22 protein-coding genes and 1 pseudogene are annotated in these 13,357 nt (G+C 68.6%); 17 read left to right on the top strand and 6 right to left on the bottom strand.

Annotation, left to right across the window (positions count from 1 at the left end):
* Nucleotides 1-16 precede the first annotated feature (16 nt).
* The 3 genes from ACFVV1_RS02835 to ACFVV1_RS02825 form a co-directional block, all read right to left on the bottom strand.
* Complete coding sequence (locus ACFVV1_RS02835) at nt 17-784, bottom strand: hypothetical protein (RefSeq protein WP_389983394.1); 768 nt, start codon at nt 782-784, stop codon at nt 17-19.
* On the bottom strand, nt 781-1,269 hold the full coding sequence (locus tag ACFVV1_RS02830) for a SigE family RNA polymerase sigma factor (RefSeq protein ID WP_389983391.1): 489 nt from the start codon (nt 1,267-1,269) through the stop codon (nt 781-783). Before ACFVV1_RS02830 ends, ACFVV1_RS02835 begins: the two co-directional genes overlap by 4 nt.
* Before the next feature lie 146 nt (nt 1,270-1,415).
* Nucleotides 1,416-2,219 carry a class I SAM-dependent methyltransferase gene (locus ACFVV1_RS02825; protein WP_389983389.1) on the bottom strand — a complete coding sequence of 268 codons (804 nt, stop codon included), beginning with the start codon at nt 2,217-2,219 and terminating at the stop codon, nt 1,416-1,418.
* A gap of 48 nt (nt 2,220-2,267) precedes the next feature.
* On the opposite strand from ACFVV1_RS02825, the gene ACFVV1_RS02820 reads away from it, so the two are divergent.
* Nucleotides 2,268-2,897 carry a CGNR zinc finger domain-containing protein gene (locus ACFVV1_RS02820; RefSeq protein ID WP_389983386.1) on the top strand — a complete coding sequence of 210 codons (630 nt, stop codon included), beginning with the start codon at nt 2,268-2,270 and terminating at the stop codon, nt 2,895-2,897.
* On the opposite strand, the gene sodX is transcribed toward ACFVV1_RS02820, so the two are convergent.
* Entirely contained in the window at nt 2,801-3,259 is a 459-nt protein-coding gene (gene sodX, locus ACFVV1_RS02815; RefSeq protein ID WP_389983383.1) for a nickel-type superoxide dismutase maturation protease, read from the bottom strand. The two genes, ACFVV1_RS02820 and sodX, sit on opposite strands and share 97 nt — an antisense overlap.
* Before the next feature lie 180 nt (nt 3,260-3,439).
* Between sodX and sodN the strand changes: the two genes are divergently transcribed.
* Nucleotides 3,440-3,835: a superoxide dismutase, Ni gene (sodN, locus tag ACFVV1_RS02810; RefSeq protein WP_093899557.1), complete on the top strand. Its 396-nt coding sequence runs from the start codon at nt 3,440-3,442 to the stop codon at nt 3,833-3,835.
* A gap of 126 nt (nt 3,836-3,961) precedes the next feature.
* Here sodN and ACFVV1_RS02805 read toward each other — a convergent pair whose 3' ends face one another.
* Entirely contained in the window at nt 3,962-5,332 is a 1,371-nt protein-coding gene (locus tag ACFVV1_RS02805) for a LysM peptidoglycan-binding domain-containing protein (protein WP_389983380.1), read from the bottom strand.
* 398 nt (nt 5,333-5,730) lie between these two features.
* The gene (locus ACFVV1_RS02800) at nt 5,731-6,165 is read right to left on the bottom strand and encodes a hypothetical protein (RefSeq protein ID WP_389983377.1); all 435 of its coding nucleotides are present in this window, start codon (nt 6,163-6,165) and stop codon (nt 5,731-5,733) included.
* Nucleotides 6,166-6,339: 174 nt separating this feature from the next.
* On the opposite strand from ACFVV1_RS02800, the gene ACFVV1_RS02795 reads away from it, so the two are divergent.
* The 15 genes and pseudogenes from ACFVV1_RS02795 to ACFVV1_RS02725 all read left to right on the top strand — a co-directional run bounded on the left by ACFVV1_RS02795 (nt 6,340) and on the right by ACFVV1_RS02725 (nt 13,357).
* Nucleotides 6,340-6,585 (top strand): helix-turn-helix domain-containing protein, encoded by a 246-nt coding sequence (locus tag ACFVV1_RS02795; RefSeq protein ID WP_389983374.1) that lies wholly within the window; start codon nt 6,340-6,342, stop codon nt 6,583-6,585.
* 9 nt (nt 6,586-6,594) lie between these two features.
* Complete coding sequence (locus tag ACFVV1_RS02790) at nt 6,595-6,819, top strand: hypothetical protein (protein WP_389983371.1); 225 nt, start codon at nt 6,595-6,597, stop codon at nt 6,817-6,819.
* Nucleotides 6,820-6,900: 81 nt separating this feature from the next.
* A complete protein-coding gene (locus tag ACFVV1_RS02785; RefSeq protein WP_389983369.1) occupies nt 6,901-7,254 on the top strand; it encodes a hypothetical protein in 354 nt (117 codons plus the stop codon).
* On the top strand, nt 7,251-7,988 hold the full coding sequence (locus ACFVV1_RS02780; RefSeq protein ID WP_389983366.1) for a hypothetical protein: 738 nt from the start codon (nt 7,251-7,253) through the stop codon (nt 7,986-7,988). Before ACFVV1_RS02785 ends, ACFVV1_RS02780 begins: the two co-directional genes overlap by 4 nt.
* Nucleotides 7,989-8,081: 93 nt before the next feature.
* Nucleotides 8,082-8,534 (top strand): hypothetical protein, encoded by a 453-nt coding sequence (locus ACFVV1_RS02775; protein ID WP_389983363.1) that lies wholly within the window; start codon nt 8,082-8,084, stop codon nt 8,532-8,534.
* A complete protein-coding gene (locus ACFVV1_RS02770; RefSeq protein WP_389983361.1) occupies nt 8,531-8,725 on the top strand; it encodes a hypothetical protein in 195 nt (64 codons plus the stop codon). Before ACFVV1_RS02775 ends, ACFVV1_RS02770 begins: the two co-directional genes overlap by 4 nt.
* Entirely contained in the window at nt 8,722-9,282 is a 561-nt protein-coding gene (locus tag ACFVV1_RS02765; RefSeq protein ID WP_389983358.1) for a hypothetical protein, read from the top strand. The genes ACFVV1_RS02770 and ACFVV1_RS02765 overlap by 4 nt, the downstream gene beginning before the upstream one ends.
* Nucleotides 9,282-10,169: a PD-(D/E)XK nuclease-like domain-containing protein gene (locus tag ACFVV1_RS02760; RefSeq protein WP_389983355.1), complete on the top strand. Its 888-nt coding sequence runs from the start codon at nt 9,282-9,284 to the stop codon at nt 10,167-10,169. The genes ACFVV1_RS02765 and ACFVV1_RS02760 overlap by 1 nt, the downstream gene beginning before the upstream one ends.
* Nucleotides 10,166-10,987 carry a hypothetical protein gene (locus ACFVV1_RS02755; protein ID WP_389983352.1) on the top strand — a complete coding sequence of 274 codons (822 nt, stop codon included), beginning with the start codon at nt 10,166-10,168 and terminating at the stop codon, nt 10,985-10,987. Before ACFVV1_RS02760 ends, ACFVV1_RS02755 begins: the two co-directional genes overlap by 4 nt.
* The gene (locus ACFVV1_RS02750) at nt 10,984-11,181 is read left to right on the top strand and encodes a hypothetical protein (RefSeq protein ID WP_389983349.1); all 198 of its coding nucleotides are present in this window, start codon (nt 10,984-10,986) and stop codon (nt 11,179-11,181) included. Before ACFVV1_RS02755 ends, ACFVV1_RS02750 begins: the two co-directional genes overlap by 4 nt.
* Nucleotides 11,182-11,195: 14 nt before the next feature.
* Nucleotides 11,196-11,402, top strand: a pseudogene (locus ACFVV1_RS02745) (WhiB family transcriptional regulator); the annotation flags it as partial.
* 48 nt (nt 11,403-11,450) lie between these two features.
* Nucleotides 11,451-11,561, top strand: a complete 111-nt coding sequence (locus tag ACFVV1_RS02740; RefSeq protein ID WP_389983932.1) for a helix-turn-helix domain-containing protein — start codon at nt 11,451-11,453, stop codon at nt 11,559-11,561.
* Nucleotides 11,558-11,995 (top strand): WhiB family transcriptional regulator, encoded by a 438-nt coding sequence (locus tag ACFVV1_RS02735; RefSeq protein WP_389983347.1) that lies wholly within the window; start codon nt 11,558-11,560, stop codon nt 11,993-11,995. The genes ACFVV1_RS02740 and ACFVV1_RS02735 overlap by 4 nt, the downstream gene beginning before the upstream one ends.
* Before the next feature lie 5 nt (nt 11,996-12,000).
* On the top strand, nt 12,001-12,465 hold the full coding sequence (locus ACFVV1_RS02730) for a hypothetical protein (RefSeq protein ID WP_389983344.1): 465 nt from the start codon (nt 12,001-12,003) through the stop codon (nt 12,463-12,465).
* A gap of 67 nt (nt 12,466-12,532) precedes the next feature.
* On the top strand, nt 12,533-13,357 hold the full coding sequence (locus tag ACFVV1_RS02725) for a hypothetical protein (RefSeq protein ID WP_389983342.1): 825 nt from the start codon (nt 12,533-12,535) through the stop codon (nt 13,355-13,357).

Raw genomic sequence — 13,357 nt, 5'->3', positions numbered from 1 at the left:
CCCTGCTTTCTGTTCTCTACTTCTTCGGCATCAGTTCCGGGCTGACCATCAGGGTCCGCATCTGGGCGCGGGTGAGCGGCGGGGTCTTGAGGAGCGGGCCCTGCGCCTGCGCGCTCTTGAGACCGGTGCTGCTGCGGACGGCCAGCAGTCCGCCGTCCTTCAGGGTGAGCCGGCCGACGAGCTCGGGCCCCCACAGGGGTGTGCCACCGTACTTCATCGGGTCGCTCCAGATGGTCAGCACCCGCCCGTCCGGGAGCTCCTCGCGTACGCAGTCCGCCGGACGATGCTCCCCACGGTTCGGCTTGCACAGATCCGCAGCCGGATCGAGTCCGCCGAACTTCTTCGCGACGGACTCCGCGGCCATCATGCTGACGGTGAGATAGCCGACGCCGCCGTCCCTGCGGACGGCGTACTGCCCGTCCAGCGGCCCCACCGGGTTTTCCTTGGCCTGCTCGGGGGTGGCGTTCTTGATGATGACGGCCAGCGAGACCTGTTCGACGCTCCCCACATCCTTGGGCAGCAGCTCGACCAGCTGCTCGACCCTGCCGCTGTTCCCCGCGAGCTCGGCCGGGGCCGCCACCGACGACTCCTTCGGTTTCGTGTCCGAAGCCAGGCCGGGCACCACGACCGCGCCGGCCGCAGCGACGGCGAGCGCGGCCGCCGACACGGTGACCCGGCGCCGCAGGCGCACCCCGGCGGCCCCGGCGTACACCGCCTGGGTGGAGATGACCGGCTGCCCCGCGTCCGCGGCGGCCCGGCCCAGCAGCTCATGCACGTCGTTCATACGAATTCCTCTGCCATCTCGGCGCGCAGCGCCGCCAACCCCCGAGCCGCATGGCTCTTGACCGTGTTCTCCCGCATCCCGAGCAGCTCGGCCGTGGCCTCGACGCTCAGGTCCTCCCAGTAGCGCAGCACCAGTACGGCTCGCTGCTTGGCCGTGAGCCGGGCGAGGGCCGTCCGCACCGCGAGGCCGGTGTCCGTGTCGGGCGCGTGGCCCGCGCGGTCGGGCAGTTCGCCGTACGACTGTTCGCGCCGCCAGAACCGGCGGCGGGCCGCGATGAAGGTGTTGACCAGGGTCTTGCGTGCGTACGCCTCGATGTTGTCGAGCCGCCCGTGCCGCCGTCCGCCGAGCACCACTTTGACCAGCGTCGTCTGGACCAGGTCCTCGGCCTCGTGCCGGTCGCCGCACAGCAGATACGCACTGCGGAACAGTGCGGTACGTCTGCCCTCGACGAAGGCGTGCAGCGCGGCATCGTCATCGATCCGCATCGTCAGCGCCCCTCTCCGGGTCCGCGGGTGCGGACCGTCTCACCCTTCCAGTGCGGCGGGACGCACAGCGGGTTGCAGCAGAAGACAGAAAAAGAAGGGGCGGTACGGGCCCAGGCCCGCACCGCCCCTTCCTGCGCATGCTGCCGCTACTTCACGGCGAGCACCAGGCTGTCCGACGGGGACGCCCAGACGGCGCGTGCCTCGCCGAACCCCGCCTCGTGCAGGGTGTCGACGTGCCACCGCACGGACGGCATGTCACCGTCCGCGTGCTCGCCGTAGATCTCGTACCGTTCGGCGGTCGGCCCGGCGAGGACCGGGTCCTTCGCGGCGAGGGCCCACCAGTCCGCCCAGTCGAGGTCGCCCGCCGCCTTGGCACGGTCCATGGCCGCGTGCCGGTGGGCGCGCTCGGCCGCGTTGATACGGGGCGTCTCGGTGTCGATCATGTGGTCGGCGTTCATGAACACGCCGCCGTCCCTGACGAGTCCGCCGATCCGCCGGTAGAGCGCGGTGAGCGGTTTGGTGTGCAGCCAGTGCAGGGCGGTGGCGGTGAGGACCGCGTCGTACGACTCGTACGGCAACTGTCCTGCCCAGTCGGGGTCCTTGAGGTCGGCGGTGACGAAGGTGACGCGCTCGTCGCCGTCGAAGTGGCCACGGGCGATGGCGAGCAGCGCCGGGTCGAGATCGACGCCCGTGCTGGTGGCTTCGGGGAACCGCCTGAGGAGCCGGTCCGTAATACTTCCCGTACCGCATGCGAGATCGAGCACTCTCGGCCTGGGCCCCACCACGGCCTCGACCATGTCCAGCATCACCCGGAACCGTTCCTCACGGTCGGGCATGTACCACTCCTGCTGCCGGTCCCAGCTCTCCTGCCAGGCCGCCCAGTCAGTACCTGTCGTTGTCTCCGCCACGAGGAACCTCCCATGTAATACCCTGGAACGGTAAAAGCCCATTACATCGTTCGCTGCACCGACTTTAGACCGACGCCGTAAGGACTACAAGTGGAACTGGCCTATTACTCGGACTATGCCGTGCGTCTGGTCAACACCGAGGAGCCGACCCGCAACAAGGACTCCCTCACCTCCGTCGAGGCGGTCCGTGAGCTGTTCGGCGTCAACCAACAGGCGGCCCGGCGGGCGACCGACGCGGATGTGACCCGCTTCCGGTCCGTACGGGCACGACTGCGCGCGGTCTTCGAGGCGGCCGACGGCGGTGACGAGACGCTCGCCGTCGACCTGCTCAACTCACTGCTGCTGGAGTTCCCGGTCAGCCCGCAGATCTCCGGGCACGACTTCCGCGACGAGGACGGCAAACCGGACTGGCACATGCACCTGGCCGACCATCCGTCGAACGCGACGGCCGGGTACGCCGCCATCGCGGCGATGGGCCTCGCCTTCCATCTCACCTCGTACGGTGTGGACCGGCTCGGCGTGTGCGAGGCGGCGCCGTGCCGTAACGCCTACCTCGACACCTCGACCAATCGCTCCCGCCGCTACTGCTCGGACCGCTGCGCGACCCGCGCCAACGTGGCCGCCTACCGGGCCCGCAAGCGCCTTGAGACGGAACGCGCCGCCGAGACCGGCCGCAGCGCGGAGACCGCCCAGGTCACCACACCCCACACCGACCGCTGATCCTTCTTCAGCGGCCGGTAGCGCGCCCGGACCCTGGCCAGTACGAGCTCCTCGGGCACCGTCCCGTAATCCGTGCTGTCGCCGCCGGCGAAGATGTTGTCGGCCAGCACCCACCAGCCGCCCCGGCGGCGTTCGGCGGCCCGCTTGACGACCAGCAGATCCTGCTGGAACGGATGGCGCAGAATCACCGCGTCCCCGGGGCGCACCGTCGCCCCGTACTGCACGAGCAGCCAGTCCCCGTGATGGAGCGTGGGCACCATCGACGGCCCCGTCACCTCCACCACCTGGAACGGCACGCGCCCGGACAGCCCTCGCCCCCGCTGCTCCTGCGTCAGCTCAGGCACCTCCGGCACCTCCCGCATCTCTCCGGCACCTCCCCGGTCCGTCCAGTACACCGTCCCGCACAGCGTTTCGTACATTCGGCCACCGGTCCCATCCTCACCCCGGACTTTTGGCCTAAGCCCATGGGGGCAGCCGCTAAAACCCGTCACTCACGGAGTAATGTCCCACCTGAGAAGACGATCACGAGGAAGGACAGCTCAATGCTTTCCCGCCTGTTTGCCCCCAAGGTGAAGGTCAGCGCCCACTGCGACCTGCCCTGCGGCGTGTACGACCCGGCCCAGGCCCGCATCGAGGCGGAGTCCGTCAAGGCCGTCCAGGAGAAGTACCAGGCCAACGAGGACCCGCACTTCCGGGCCCGCGCAGTGGTCATCAAGGAGCAGCGCGCCGAGCTCGCCAAGCACCACGTCTCGGTGCTGTGGAGCGACTACTTCAAGCCCCCGCACTTCGAGAAGTACCCGGAGCTGCACCAGCTGGTCAACGACGCCCTGAAGGCGCTGTCGGCCGCGAAGGCCTCCACGGACCCGGCGACGGGCCAGAAGGCGCTGGACTACATCGCTCAGATCGACAAGATCTTCTGGGAGACCAAGAAGGCTTGATCGGCCCGCCGTTCAGCCCCAGGCTGGATCGCAGGTCAGAGCAGGAATCCGAAGGGCCCGACGGCTTCGAGCGGTCGGGCCCTTCTGTCTTTTGTAGATCATTTGGGAGACGTTTGGGAGACAAGGTCAGGAAGAGCGCCTCTCCCGCCACTCGGCCGTCTCATCGGCTGCATCAGTCAGCGACTTCTCCCACGCCTTCTGCAACCCCTTGGCGATGCCAAGCTCCATCTCGGGCGACGTGTGCGAGTACGTCCCCTCAACGCCCTGCAGCTTGTGCCCCATTCGCTCCTCGACCGCCACCCGGGGGTGCCCCTGCCCGTCCAACCAGACTTTGTGCCCGTGACGCAGACCGTGCGGCACCATCTCGGAGATGCCGTCCACGGCCGGAAGCGGGGCCTGAGCACGGCGCCCCTTCCTGGACGGCTCCTCGCCCTGCCCCTCGACGATCGGGTGCCAGAAGCGGCCATAGAACTGGTCGTCGACCCGGAGCGGCCGGCCACGCTGGGACGGGAACACGAGGTACTCGTGGCTGTTCGCTGCGAGGAGTTCGGACAGCAGGTCGCCGAGGAACGGCGGCAGGATCAAAGTCCGATAGGAGCTGTACTTCGGCGGCAGCAGCGTGAACCCCTTCGCCAGCTGCACCTTCTGGCCGGCGCGCAGCTTGGCCCCGGTCTCCATCTCGTTCGCCTTGGCGATGTCCGCGGCCCGCTTCGGGTCGGCATGCCGTAGGGCTGCAATCGACTCCAGCGTTTCGCCCTTTGCCACAGTGTGCTTGGCGGGCTCGGTGAGCCACTGCCCCTGCCACTGGACGCGCAGGGACTTGCCGTACTCCAGCCCCAGGAGGTGGAGCTGGTCGCGCCGAAGTCCGGCCACTTCCCCCATGCGCAGGCCGGTGTAGGCCACGGTGAGGACCATGACGTACCACTGGAAGCCGCGCAGAGTGCGGGCGTTCTCAGCAAGGAGCCGAGCCTGTCGGGGCGTTGGCCATACGTACTCGTCGCCGGTCTCGACGGGGATGTGCCGGCCGCGCTTGCGCTTGGATCCGGCGGGCATGGGGTTGAAGGGGATGAGTTTCTCGTCGACCGCGTCATCGAGGAGCATGCGCATGAGGCCCTCGATGGCGTCGACGTAGTTCTTCTTGTACTGGTCCACGAGCTGGGCCCGCCACGCCTTGTAGCTCATCGACGTGATGTCGCCGATGGGGGTGTTCTTCCACTTCGGGAGGATGACCGCGTTCAGGCGGCTGCCGTAGGTCTGCTGCGACATCTCGCCGACGTCCATGACCTGCTGCCACTCGTCGACCCATTCGCCGAAGAGCTTGCGCCCGTCGGACGGGTTGACGAAGACCTTGCGTTGGACGTCGGTCTCTTGGGCGCGGCCCCAGTCGAGCGCATCCTGCTTGGTCTCGAATCCGCTTTCCGAGTCGTACTTTCCGTTGGGGAGTTGGTACCTGACCCGCCAGCTCTTCCCGCGTTTCTCCGCGTACGCCACGTTCATCCCCTCGGTGTGCTGATGACGGCAGGCACCCCTGACTGCCGTACATCTTCAGGACAGCGCCTGTGACGGCTACCGGAGCGGGCAGCTCTGGCAGACGCAGGAGGCACAGTTGCCTCCTTGGCGCTTCACCAGTGTCCTCGCGGCGCGTCTGGCTGACTCGTCGTTGAGGACTTTGGGCGTCATAACACACACGGTCGTCTCGCCTACTTGACCTACGAGGCCGATGAAGTCCGGCCCCTGATCCAAGGTGATGAACTCGTGCTGCATGGCCCTCCCTTTCGGTGCGTTCGGAAGACCCGAGAGACGAGCCTTACATATCGAACGCGTAACCGAATAGGGATTACCTGAATATGCCATCGAACGCAGCGTAACGATCCAGTTACACAGAAACAGTTGCGCTACGAGCGGCTTGGATCTTCGCCACTGACGATGCCTCGCTTCCGGAGCTCAGCCACCACGGCCTCACTCAGTTCAGCCATCCGCCCAGCGGTCACCTCGGGCATCGTCGCCATCACCGCGTCCTGCACAGCCCTGCGCGCGCCGTCTTCATCCGCGACCGGGGCATACCGAACGCCCTCGACAACTTCGCCGGCCATCTGGGCTTCGGTGGCACCTTCGAGGATCGCTTCACAGGCGCCTGGAGCCCATCCGAAGGCGCGCTCGATCTTGGCGTAGGTGACGTCCCGGACGGACAGCCCCTTTTCGATTCGCATGTAGGTGGTGATCGTGAGGTCGGCGGCTGTGGCGGCGTCGGCTTTGTGCCAGCCGAGCTGAACTCGGCGTTGGATCACGATGCGCTTGAGGCGCGCTCTGTCGGCGTCGGTGGTGGCCATAGCCAGATCTTCCCAGGAACTGCCAGGTACCGCCAGGAACACGTTTCGGCCTACACATCCCCACCACCACTTCTTGAACTTTCCTTGAAGAAGAGATGCCAGTATCTACCAGCATCTCTATGTTACTGCACAGTACTGCTAGATGTTGCTAGTAGAAACTGTTAGCTTCTCTCCATGAAGGCACCCCAACCCACCTTCGAAGTGGACGGGGCGGCAATCCGAGAGCTCCGCATGTCACGCGGCATACGCATCGCCGACCTCGCCCGTACCGCAGGCATCAGCCGCAGCTATCTCACGCGGCTGGAAATCGGCGTTCGTCGCCACATGCGGCCCCCCGCCTACGTGGCGCTCCGCACCGCACTGGGCGTGCCCCACGAAGACACGCAGCTCCTCGCCACCGGCGAGACCAACCCCGAATGAGGTGACCCAATGTCCGTTGCCACGGTCGTAGAGGACTTCACCAACGTCGCCGAGACCGCCCGCCGCCTCGGTATCGGCGCCCGCCGACTGCGCGACGGCGTGAACCACGGCGGCTTCCCGGCCCACCGCATGGGCCGTCGGCTGATGTTCAGCCCGCAGGACCGCGCCGAGATCGCCGAGATGCACCGCATCCCCGCCCGGCCGGCACGTCGACTGCGCGCCCGCGCCGCCTGACCAACGCAAAACGGGGCCGCCCCGGACGGCAATCCGGACGACCCCTCGGCACCCTCAACCCCTTCAGAAATCGAGGACACCGTGAACGACAAGACTACCCAGACGTTGCAGGCGCAGGGATCCCCGATCCTGCTCCTCGCCTACCTCCACAAGGAGATGAGCCACCTCACCGCCCCCAGCTTCACCATCCACGGGCACGCCCCGACGGAGCTGCACATTCACCTGCACCGGTCGGTTCCGGGTGAGGTGCCCGCGCTGACGGCGTTCGAGGAGTGGCGTACCGCGCTCGGGCTCGGTCTCCCGTCGCAGGGCGGCGGCTCGACCGTGTCGTGGCTGTCGACGGAGGGCCGTGTCGATGACGTCGCTGTGGTTCTGACCGGGTACGGCACCCCGTCCGAGGTTGAGGCTGCTGTTGCTGAGCTGGTGGCGGCATGAGCGCCCGTCGGGTGAGCGCGGCGGCTGGTGTGGTTCGTGCCGCTATCGGCCGCGGGCAGCAGGCGCCGGGGATCGCGACCGCGCTGGAGTCGGCTGGCCTGTTGCAGTCGCCGGAGACCGCTGCCGAGCAGCTGGCCCTCCTCGCCGAGGTCAACAAGCTGCGGGCCCGGGTCGCCGAGCTGGAGGCGGCGCCGCTCGCGTGGGCTGAGGACCTCGACGCGAAGTCCCTCGACAACTTCCTGATCGCACTCGGGTCTGCGACGGAGTACGAGCCGATGAACGGGGCGATCGACCAGATCCACGAGCTGGTCCGCTCGTACCAGGCCGCCTCGGTGCAGCCGGTCCGGAAGGACAAGCCCGCCCTGAGCCCAGAAGAGGCCATGATCTTCGCCGCTCTTAAGGCAGCTGGGATGGACAACTGGGAGGGGTACTCCGACGCCGTCGAGGTCGGCCTGTCGGCCGCCCCGTCGCTGGGTGAGTTGGCTGAGCAGCGGCACCTCATCGACCCGCTGGATCACGTGCTGGAGCACCTCGCGGCCGAGGGTGCGGAGGCCGCGCTGCTCGCCAAGATCATGGCGCCCGACAAGGACACGCGCGAGCCCGGCTCCTGCGACGCGTGCGGCGACGCCCCGTCGGCCTGGTGCCCGGACTGCGGCGCCTGCCGGAAGGGCTGCCACGGAGGGCACGACGGATCGTGCACCCACCCGAACGCCCCGTGGGCGGTGGCCTCGTGATCTGGCTGATCGGACTCCTCGCCTTCTCCGCGGCCGCGCTTGTCGCGTGGGCCGCCCTGTACCTGACCGACACCCCGCACGACGGAGGCACCGATGCCCGCTGACCTCAACAGCGCCGAGCGGCAGTTCCTCACCTTCGCCCTCGACCTGGCCGCCGACAAGATGGCCTGTCATGACGGGTTCACCGAGGAGGACGAGGCCGCGCTGGAGACGTTCCGCCGCATGGCCGACGAGACCGCCGACGCCGCGCAGTTGGCCCGGTTCGAGGACGCCCGGCACACCCTCCAGCAGACCCGCGAGTCTGCCCGGCCGCCGCTGAAGTCCCGGCTCGCGATGCTCCTCGCGCACATCGAGGAGCAGGGCGGCGAGTGGACCACGAAGCGCACTCAGCGCCTGTACCGCGACAACTCCGCCGGGGCCCCCTTCCGTGCGACCGCGCGAAAGGACCTGCACGCCCTGGCCGCGCTGGGGTGGCTCGTCCACGACACCACCGACCCCGGGCGCCACTGCTACCGCCTCAACCACGCGAAGGCAGGAGCCCGATGAGCAAGACGTTCGGTGGGCTCCACACCCGCCCCGACCACAGCGGCGTCGGCCGCTCTCAGCGGGAGTTGCGGGACCGGGCCAGCTTCGACCAGGCCCCCGCCGCCGGAGCGTCCTGCCTCCTCATCCTCGCCCTCCCCCTCCTCGGGCTGGCCATCATCGCCGCCCTGACCACCACCGGAGTGATCGCATGAAGTGCGAAGAGCAGCACCCCGACGGCACCTACCAGGAATGCCAGCTCGACCTTGGCCACACTCGTGACCACGAGTACTTCGGTACAACGTGGGCACGCCCCGTGCCGGCCGAGCCGGACCCCGACGTCGCCGACCTGATCGAGCGGGCCGCCCGCAAAAGCCACGCGTGGGATCTGGACGAGGTGAAGTGGCCGATCGTCGTCGAGGTCACCAGCGTCTACGTCATCAAGGCGCCAGGGGCGACCGAGGACGAGGCCCTGAAGTACTGGGCTGACAGTGACGAGTACCCCGACGTGGACGGCGAGCAGGCGATCGACGGCGGGTTCGAGATCCGCCGCGTCGACCGGTGGCAGCGCGGGAGCCTGACCGGTGCCCCGATCGGCCCGGAGATCGCTTGCCCTGACTGCGGCGAGCAGGCCATGCGGCGCAAGTGGTTCCACAACCCGTTCCGGAAGTGCCACGGCCCGATCGAGTGGCGCGAGAACACCCACGCAAGGACGCTCCAGTGGCGCTACCGCCGCGAGTTCAAGGCCACCCCGATGGCGGTGAGCGCCTGATGACGAACACCGCGCTGGCCGGGGCTTCGGCCCCGGCCGCCGGCCTCGGGATCGAGCCCGGCATCTACCCCGACCTGCCGATGGAGGCGTACCACGGCGACCGCGGGTCGCTGTCCTCCAGCGGTGCCCGGAAGTTGCTGGCTCCCAGCTGCCCGGCCCGGTTCCGGTACGAGCAGGACCACTCGCAGCCGCACAAGCAGGTGTTCGACTTCGGAACCGCCGCTCACCGCGTCGTCCTCGGTGACGGGCCCGAGCTGGTCGCTGTCGAGGCGGACGACTGGCGTACGAAGGCCGCCCGCGAGGAGCGCGACGAGGTTCGTGCCGCTGGTGGTGTGGCTCTGCTGGCCGCCGAGTACGACCAGGTGCAGGCGATGGCCGACGCGATCCGCCGACACCCCGTCGCCAGCGCCCTGTTCGCACCCGACAGTGGCCGGCCGGAGCAGTCGCTGTTCTGGCGCGACCACCAGACCGGTGTCATGCGCAGGGCCCGGTTCGACTGGCTGCCCGACCCGCGCAACGGGCGGCTGATCATCTCGGACTACAAGACCTGCCGGTCCGCCGACCCGACCGCGCTCGCCCGTGCGGTCGACGAATACGGCTACCACCAGCAGGCCGATTGGTACCGCTCCGGGGCGCGCGCTCTCGGGATCGGTAACGAGCACACCGCGTTCGTCTTCGTCTGCCAGGAGAAGACGGCCCCGTACCTCGTGACCGTGATCGAGCTCGACGCGACCGCGCTCCGTATCGGAGCCGCGAAGAACCGCCGGGCGATCGAGACGTACGCCCGCTGCATGGAGACCGGGCACTGGCCCGGCTACGCCGACGACATCGCCTACCTCTCCCTGCCTGCCTGGGCCGAGACCCGAGACTCCGTGGAGTACCTGTGACTTACCAACAGATCGAGCGCATGACCCCCGCCGCGGCCCCGGCCCGCGTCGGCCAGGGAACGGCCGTAGAACAGTCCCGCGCGGTCGCCGAGGTGCAGGCCGCCATCGTCGTGGCCCAGCAGTGCCCTCGCGACATCAGCGCCGCCATCGCCGAGATGCGGCAGTCCTGCACCCAGCCGTACCTGGCGGACAAGGCGTTCTACCGGTTCCCCCGCGCCGGTCAGACCGTGTCCGGCCCGTCCGTCCACCTCGCCCGCGAGCTCGCCCGCTGCTGGGGCAACGTCCAGTACGGGCTCGCCGAGCTGCGGCGCGACGACGAGTACGGCGAGTCGGAGATGCAGGCGTTCGCCTGGGACGTCCAGAAGAACAGCCGGAACTCCTCGACCTTCATCGTCCCGCACAAGAGGGACCAAAAGGGCGGCCCGAAGCAGCTCACGGACATGCGCGACATCTACGAGAACAACGCCAACAACGGCGCCCGCCGCGTCCGTGAGGCAATCTTCGCGATCCTCCCGCCGTGGTTCGTCGAAGAGGCCAAAGAGCTCTGCGCGAAGACCCTCCGCGACGGCGGCGGCAAGCCCCTCAACATCCGAGTCGCCGACGCCATCAAAGCGTTCGAGGGCATCGGCGTCACCACGGACCGGATCGAAACGAAGCTCGGCCGGCAGTCCGGGAAGTGGACCGAGCACGACGTGGCACAGCTCCTCGTCATCTTCCGGTCGGTGCAGCAGGGCGAGGTGTCCGTCGACGACGAGTTCCCCGCCCCGCGGGTGACGGCCGACGAGATCACGGACGCCGGATCGGCGGTGACGTCGTGAAGCTCCGTCTCTTCCGCCGCCGCCCGGCCCTGGCCCCGGCCGCTGCCGTGTTTAGTCCGGTCGGTGTCCTCGACGGCGCCCGGTGGCTGGTCTGCGACACCACCACCTGCGCCCACCTCACCCGCCGCCACACCCCGACCGGCAGCACCTGGACCTGCACCGTGTGCGGCACCACGAAAGGGGACGAGCAGTGAAGTCCCTCGCCTGGATGGACGCCGCGCTGTGCGCCCAGACCGACCCTGACCTTTTCTTCCCCGAGGGGTCAGGACGCAGTAACCACCAGGCCAAGAAGGTCTGCGCCGCCTGCCCGGTGCTGGCCGAGTGCGGGGAGCACGCGGCCGCGCTGGAGGGTGACCTGTCCTACGGCTACCGGCACGGCGCATGGGGCGGCCAGTCCCCCCGCGAGCGCGCCCGGCAGGGCGGGAAGCCGCTGGTCAGCGACCGCGACCAGCACATCATCCACATGACCGACCGCGGCATGACGCCCAAGGAAGTCGCCGCACGGCTCGGCGTCTCCGACCGCACCGTGGCCCGCGTCAAGGCCGCCCACCAGCAGAAGGAGGCGGCGGCGTGAGCTACGCACCCGACACACTGCCCCGGGCCGAAGACTGGCGTGATCGGGCCGCGTGCGCCGACCCCCGGTACCTGCCCATCCGTGACTTCTGGTTCGCCGACGACAGCGACTGCAGCCAAGTCCGCACCGCCACCACCATCTGCGGACACTGCCCCGCCCGCGATGCGTGCCTGGCCGCAGCCAGCGAGGAAGAGGCCGGCCGCGGCCAGCAGTCCATGTTCGGGATCCGTGGCGGGCTGACGTCCAAGCAGCGGTGGAACCGGAAGAAGCGGGACGCGGCCAAGCGGGCACGGGCGCGGAAGCAGCCCGACCCGTGCGGCACCACCGCGACGTACTACCAGCACCTGATGGCTGGTGAGCCCATCGACGCCGCGTGCCAGGCCGCATCCGACGCGTACGAACAGCAGCTCGCCACCGCCTCCCAGAACGGATAGCGCTGATGACGCACCCGATCCCGACCGAGCCGCAGCCGGACCCCAGCGAGACCATCATGGCCGCCCTCGCCCACGGCATGGACGGCCACCCCGAGAAGGCCATCCCCCTGTTCCGCCCGTTCGTCGAAGGCGGGCCTGCCACCGCAGTCGGCCTCTGCGCCGCCCTCGCCGAGATGTCCGCCATCGGGCCCCGCAAGACCCTGCCGAAGGGCGGCACGTTCGGGCTCCTCGTCCTGAACGCCGACACCGGGGAACGCGGCGACATCAACGAGCTTCCGGTCGGCATCCGGTTCGCCGCCCAGTTCAGCACCGCGTGGGGCAACAACGACCGGGACACCGCCTACGCCCTGTTCGAAGCGCTCGTCAGCCCCGGCACCGAGGCCGCTGCATCCGCCTTTGCCGACGGCATCCGGGCCTTGTTCGACATGGCTGTCGTGTCGCTCAACGAGATGACCGGCCGCACCGCGTGACCCCCGGCCCGGGGCCACCGTGCCCCGGGCCACCACCCGCACCACCACGAACGAGAGAAGACAATCCGTGGGAATCCGCCTGATCGTTGAGGTGCTCACCAGCGCACCCGAGGCCCTGACGCACCGGGAGAAGCTGCTCCTCGTCGTCCTGGCCGAGGACGCCAACGACGACACGCGGATCACGTGGAACAGCGTTGAGCGCCCCGAGGTGCTGCGCGGCGCAAAGCTCAGCCGCGCGCAGCTGTACGCCGTGCTGAAGTCCCTCGCCACGAAGGGGGCGTTGGAGAGGCTGACGGCCGGCCAGAAGAACGCCGCAGCGAAGTACAAGATCCCGATGTTCGCGGCGCCTCAGTGTCCCGGAATTGCTGACACTGACACCTCTCAGTGTCCCGGAATCCCGGACACTGACGAAAACGCTCAGTGTCCCGAGAATGCGGACACTGAACCGTCTCAGTGTCAGGAAATCCCGGACGTCAGTGTCAGGGAATCCCTGACCCCTACCCCTCACCCCTCCTCTACTACCCCCTCAGCTAGCAAGCAGGAGGAGCCCGCCGACGACCGGCTCAGCTACGGCTATCCAGAAGCCGCACTGCCCCTTGTCGAAGGCATCACCGCAGCAGGCGTCAACGTTCGCTGGCCCTTCAAGGGCGACCAGTGGTTCCCGATCCTGGCGCTCATCACGAAGAGCGGCGTCCCCGCCCTCGTCGACTACGCAGTCCGTGCCGCAGCCCGCACGAACGTCGACTCCGCGAAGTACTTCCTCCGCGGCTGGGCCGAGCTGCCGCCACTGCCCCGCCCTGGCACCGAGCGCCCCACGCTGCGCGCCGTTGCCGGTGGCTGGCAGCCCTACACCAATCCCGTTGATGTTTCCGCGTACTCGAACGGATTCTGA

This window comes from Streptomyces sp. NPDC058092, assembly GCF_042884935.1.
Lineage (GTDB): Bacteria > Actinomycetota > Actinomycetes > Streptomycetales > Streptomycetaceae > Streptomyces.
This window is presented reverse-complemented; position numbering and strand designations above follow the sequence as displayed.

What these genes read in the sequence shown, in the direction of transcription:
- ACFVV1_RS02835 (WP_389983394.1), bottom strand. Translation starts at nt 784, where the DNA reads ATGAACGACGTGCATGAGCTGCTGGGCCGGGCCGCCGCGGACGCGGGG.
- ACFVV1_RS02830 (WP_389983391.1), bottom strand. Translation starts at nt 1,269, where the DNA reads ATGCGGATCGATGACGATGCCGCGCTGCACGCCTTCGTCGAGGGCAGA.
- ACFVV1_RS02825 (WP_389983389.1), bottom strand. Translation starts at nt 2,219, where the DNA reads ATGGGCTTTTACCGTTCCAGGGTATTACATGGGAGGTTCCTCGTGGCG.
- sodX (WP_389983383.1), bottom strand. Translation starts at nt 3,259, where the DNA reads ATGCGGGAGGTGCCGGAGGTGCCTGAGCTGACGCAGGAGCAGCGGGGG.
- sodN (WP_093899557.1), top strand. Translation starts at nt 3,440, where the DNA reads ATGCTTTCCCGCCTGTTTGCCCCCAAGGTGAAGGTCAGCGCCCACTGC.
- ACFVV1_RS02805 (WP_389983380.1), bottom strand. Translation starts at nt 5,332, where the DNA reads ATGAACGTGGCGTACGCGGAGAAACGCGGGAAGAGCTGGCGGGTCAGG.
- ACFVV1_RS02800 (WP_389983377.1), bottom strand. Translation starts at nt 6,165, where the DNA reads ATGGCCACCACCGACGCCGACAGAGCGCGCCTCAAGCGCATCGTGATC.
- ACFVV1_RS02795 (WP_389983374.1), top strand. Translation starts at nt 6,340, where the DNA reads ATGAAGGCACCCCAACCCACCTTCGAAGTGGACGGGGCGGCAATCCGA.
- ACFVV1_RS02790 (WP_389983371.1), top strand. Translation starts at nt 6,595, where the DNA reads ATGTCCGTTGCCACGGTCGTAGAGGACTTCACCAACGTCGCCGAGACC.
- ACFVV1_RS02780 (WP_389983366.1), top strand. Translation starts at nt 7,251, where the DNA reads ATGAGCGCCCGTCGGGTGAGCGCGGCGGCTGGTGTGGTTCGTGCCGCT.
- ACFVV1_RS02775 (WP_389983363.1), top strand. Translation starts at nt 8,082, where the DNA reads ATGCCCGCTGACCTCAACAGCGCCGAGCGGCAGTTCCTCACCTTCGCC.
- ACFVV1_RS02770 (WP_389983361.1), top strand. Translation starts at nt 8,531, where the DNA reads ATGAGCAAGACGTTCGGTGGGCTCCACACCCGCCCCGACCACAGCGGC.
- ACFVV1_RS02765 (WP_389983358.1), top strand. Translation starts at nt 8,722, where the DNA reads ATGAAGTGCGAAGAGCAGCACCCCGACGGCACCTACCAGGAATGCCAG.
- ACFVV1_RS02760 (WP_389983355.1), top strand. Translation starts at nt 9,282, where the DNA reads ATGACGAACACCGCGCTGGCCGGGGCTTCGGCCCCGGCCGCCGGCCTC.
- ACFVV1_RS02740 (WP_389983932.1), top strand. Translation starts at nt 11,451, where the DNA reads ATGACCGACCGCGGCATGACGCCCAAGGAAGTCGCCGCACGGCTCGGC.
- ACFVV1_RS02730 (WP_389983344.1), top strand. Translation starts at nt 12,001, where the DNA reads ATGACGCACCCGATCCCGACCGAGCCGCAGCCGGACCCCAGCGAGACC.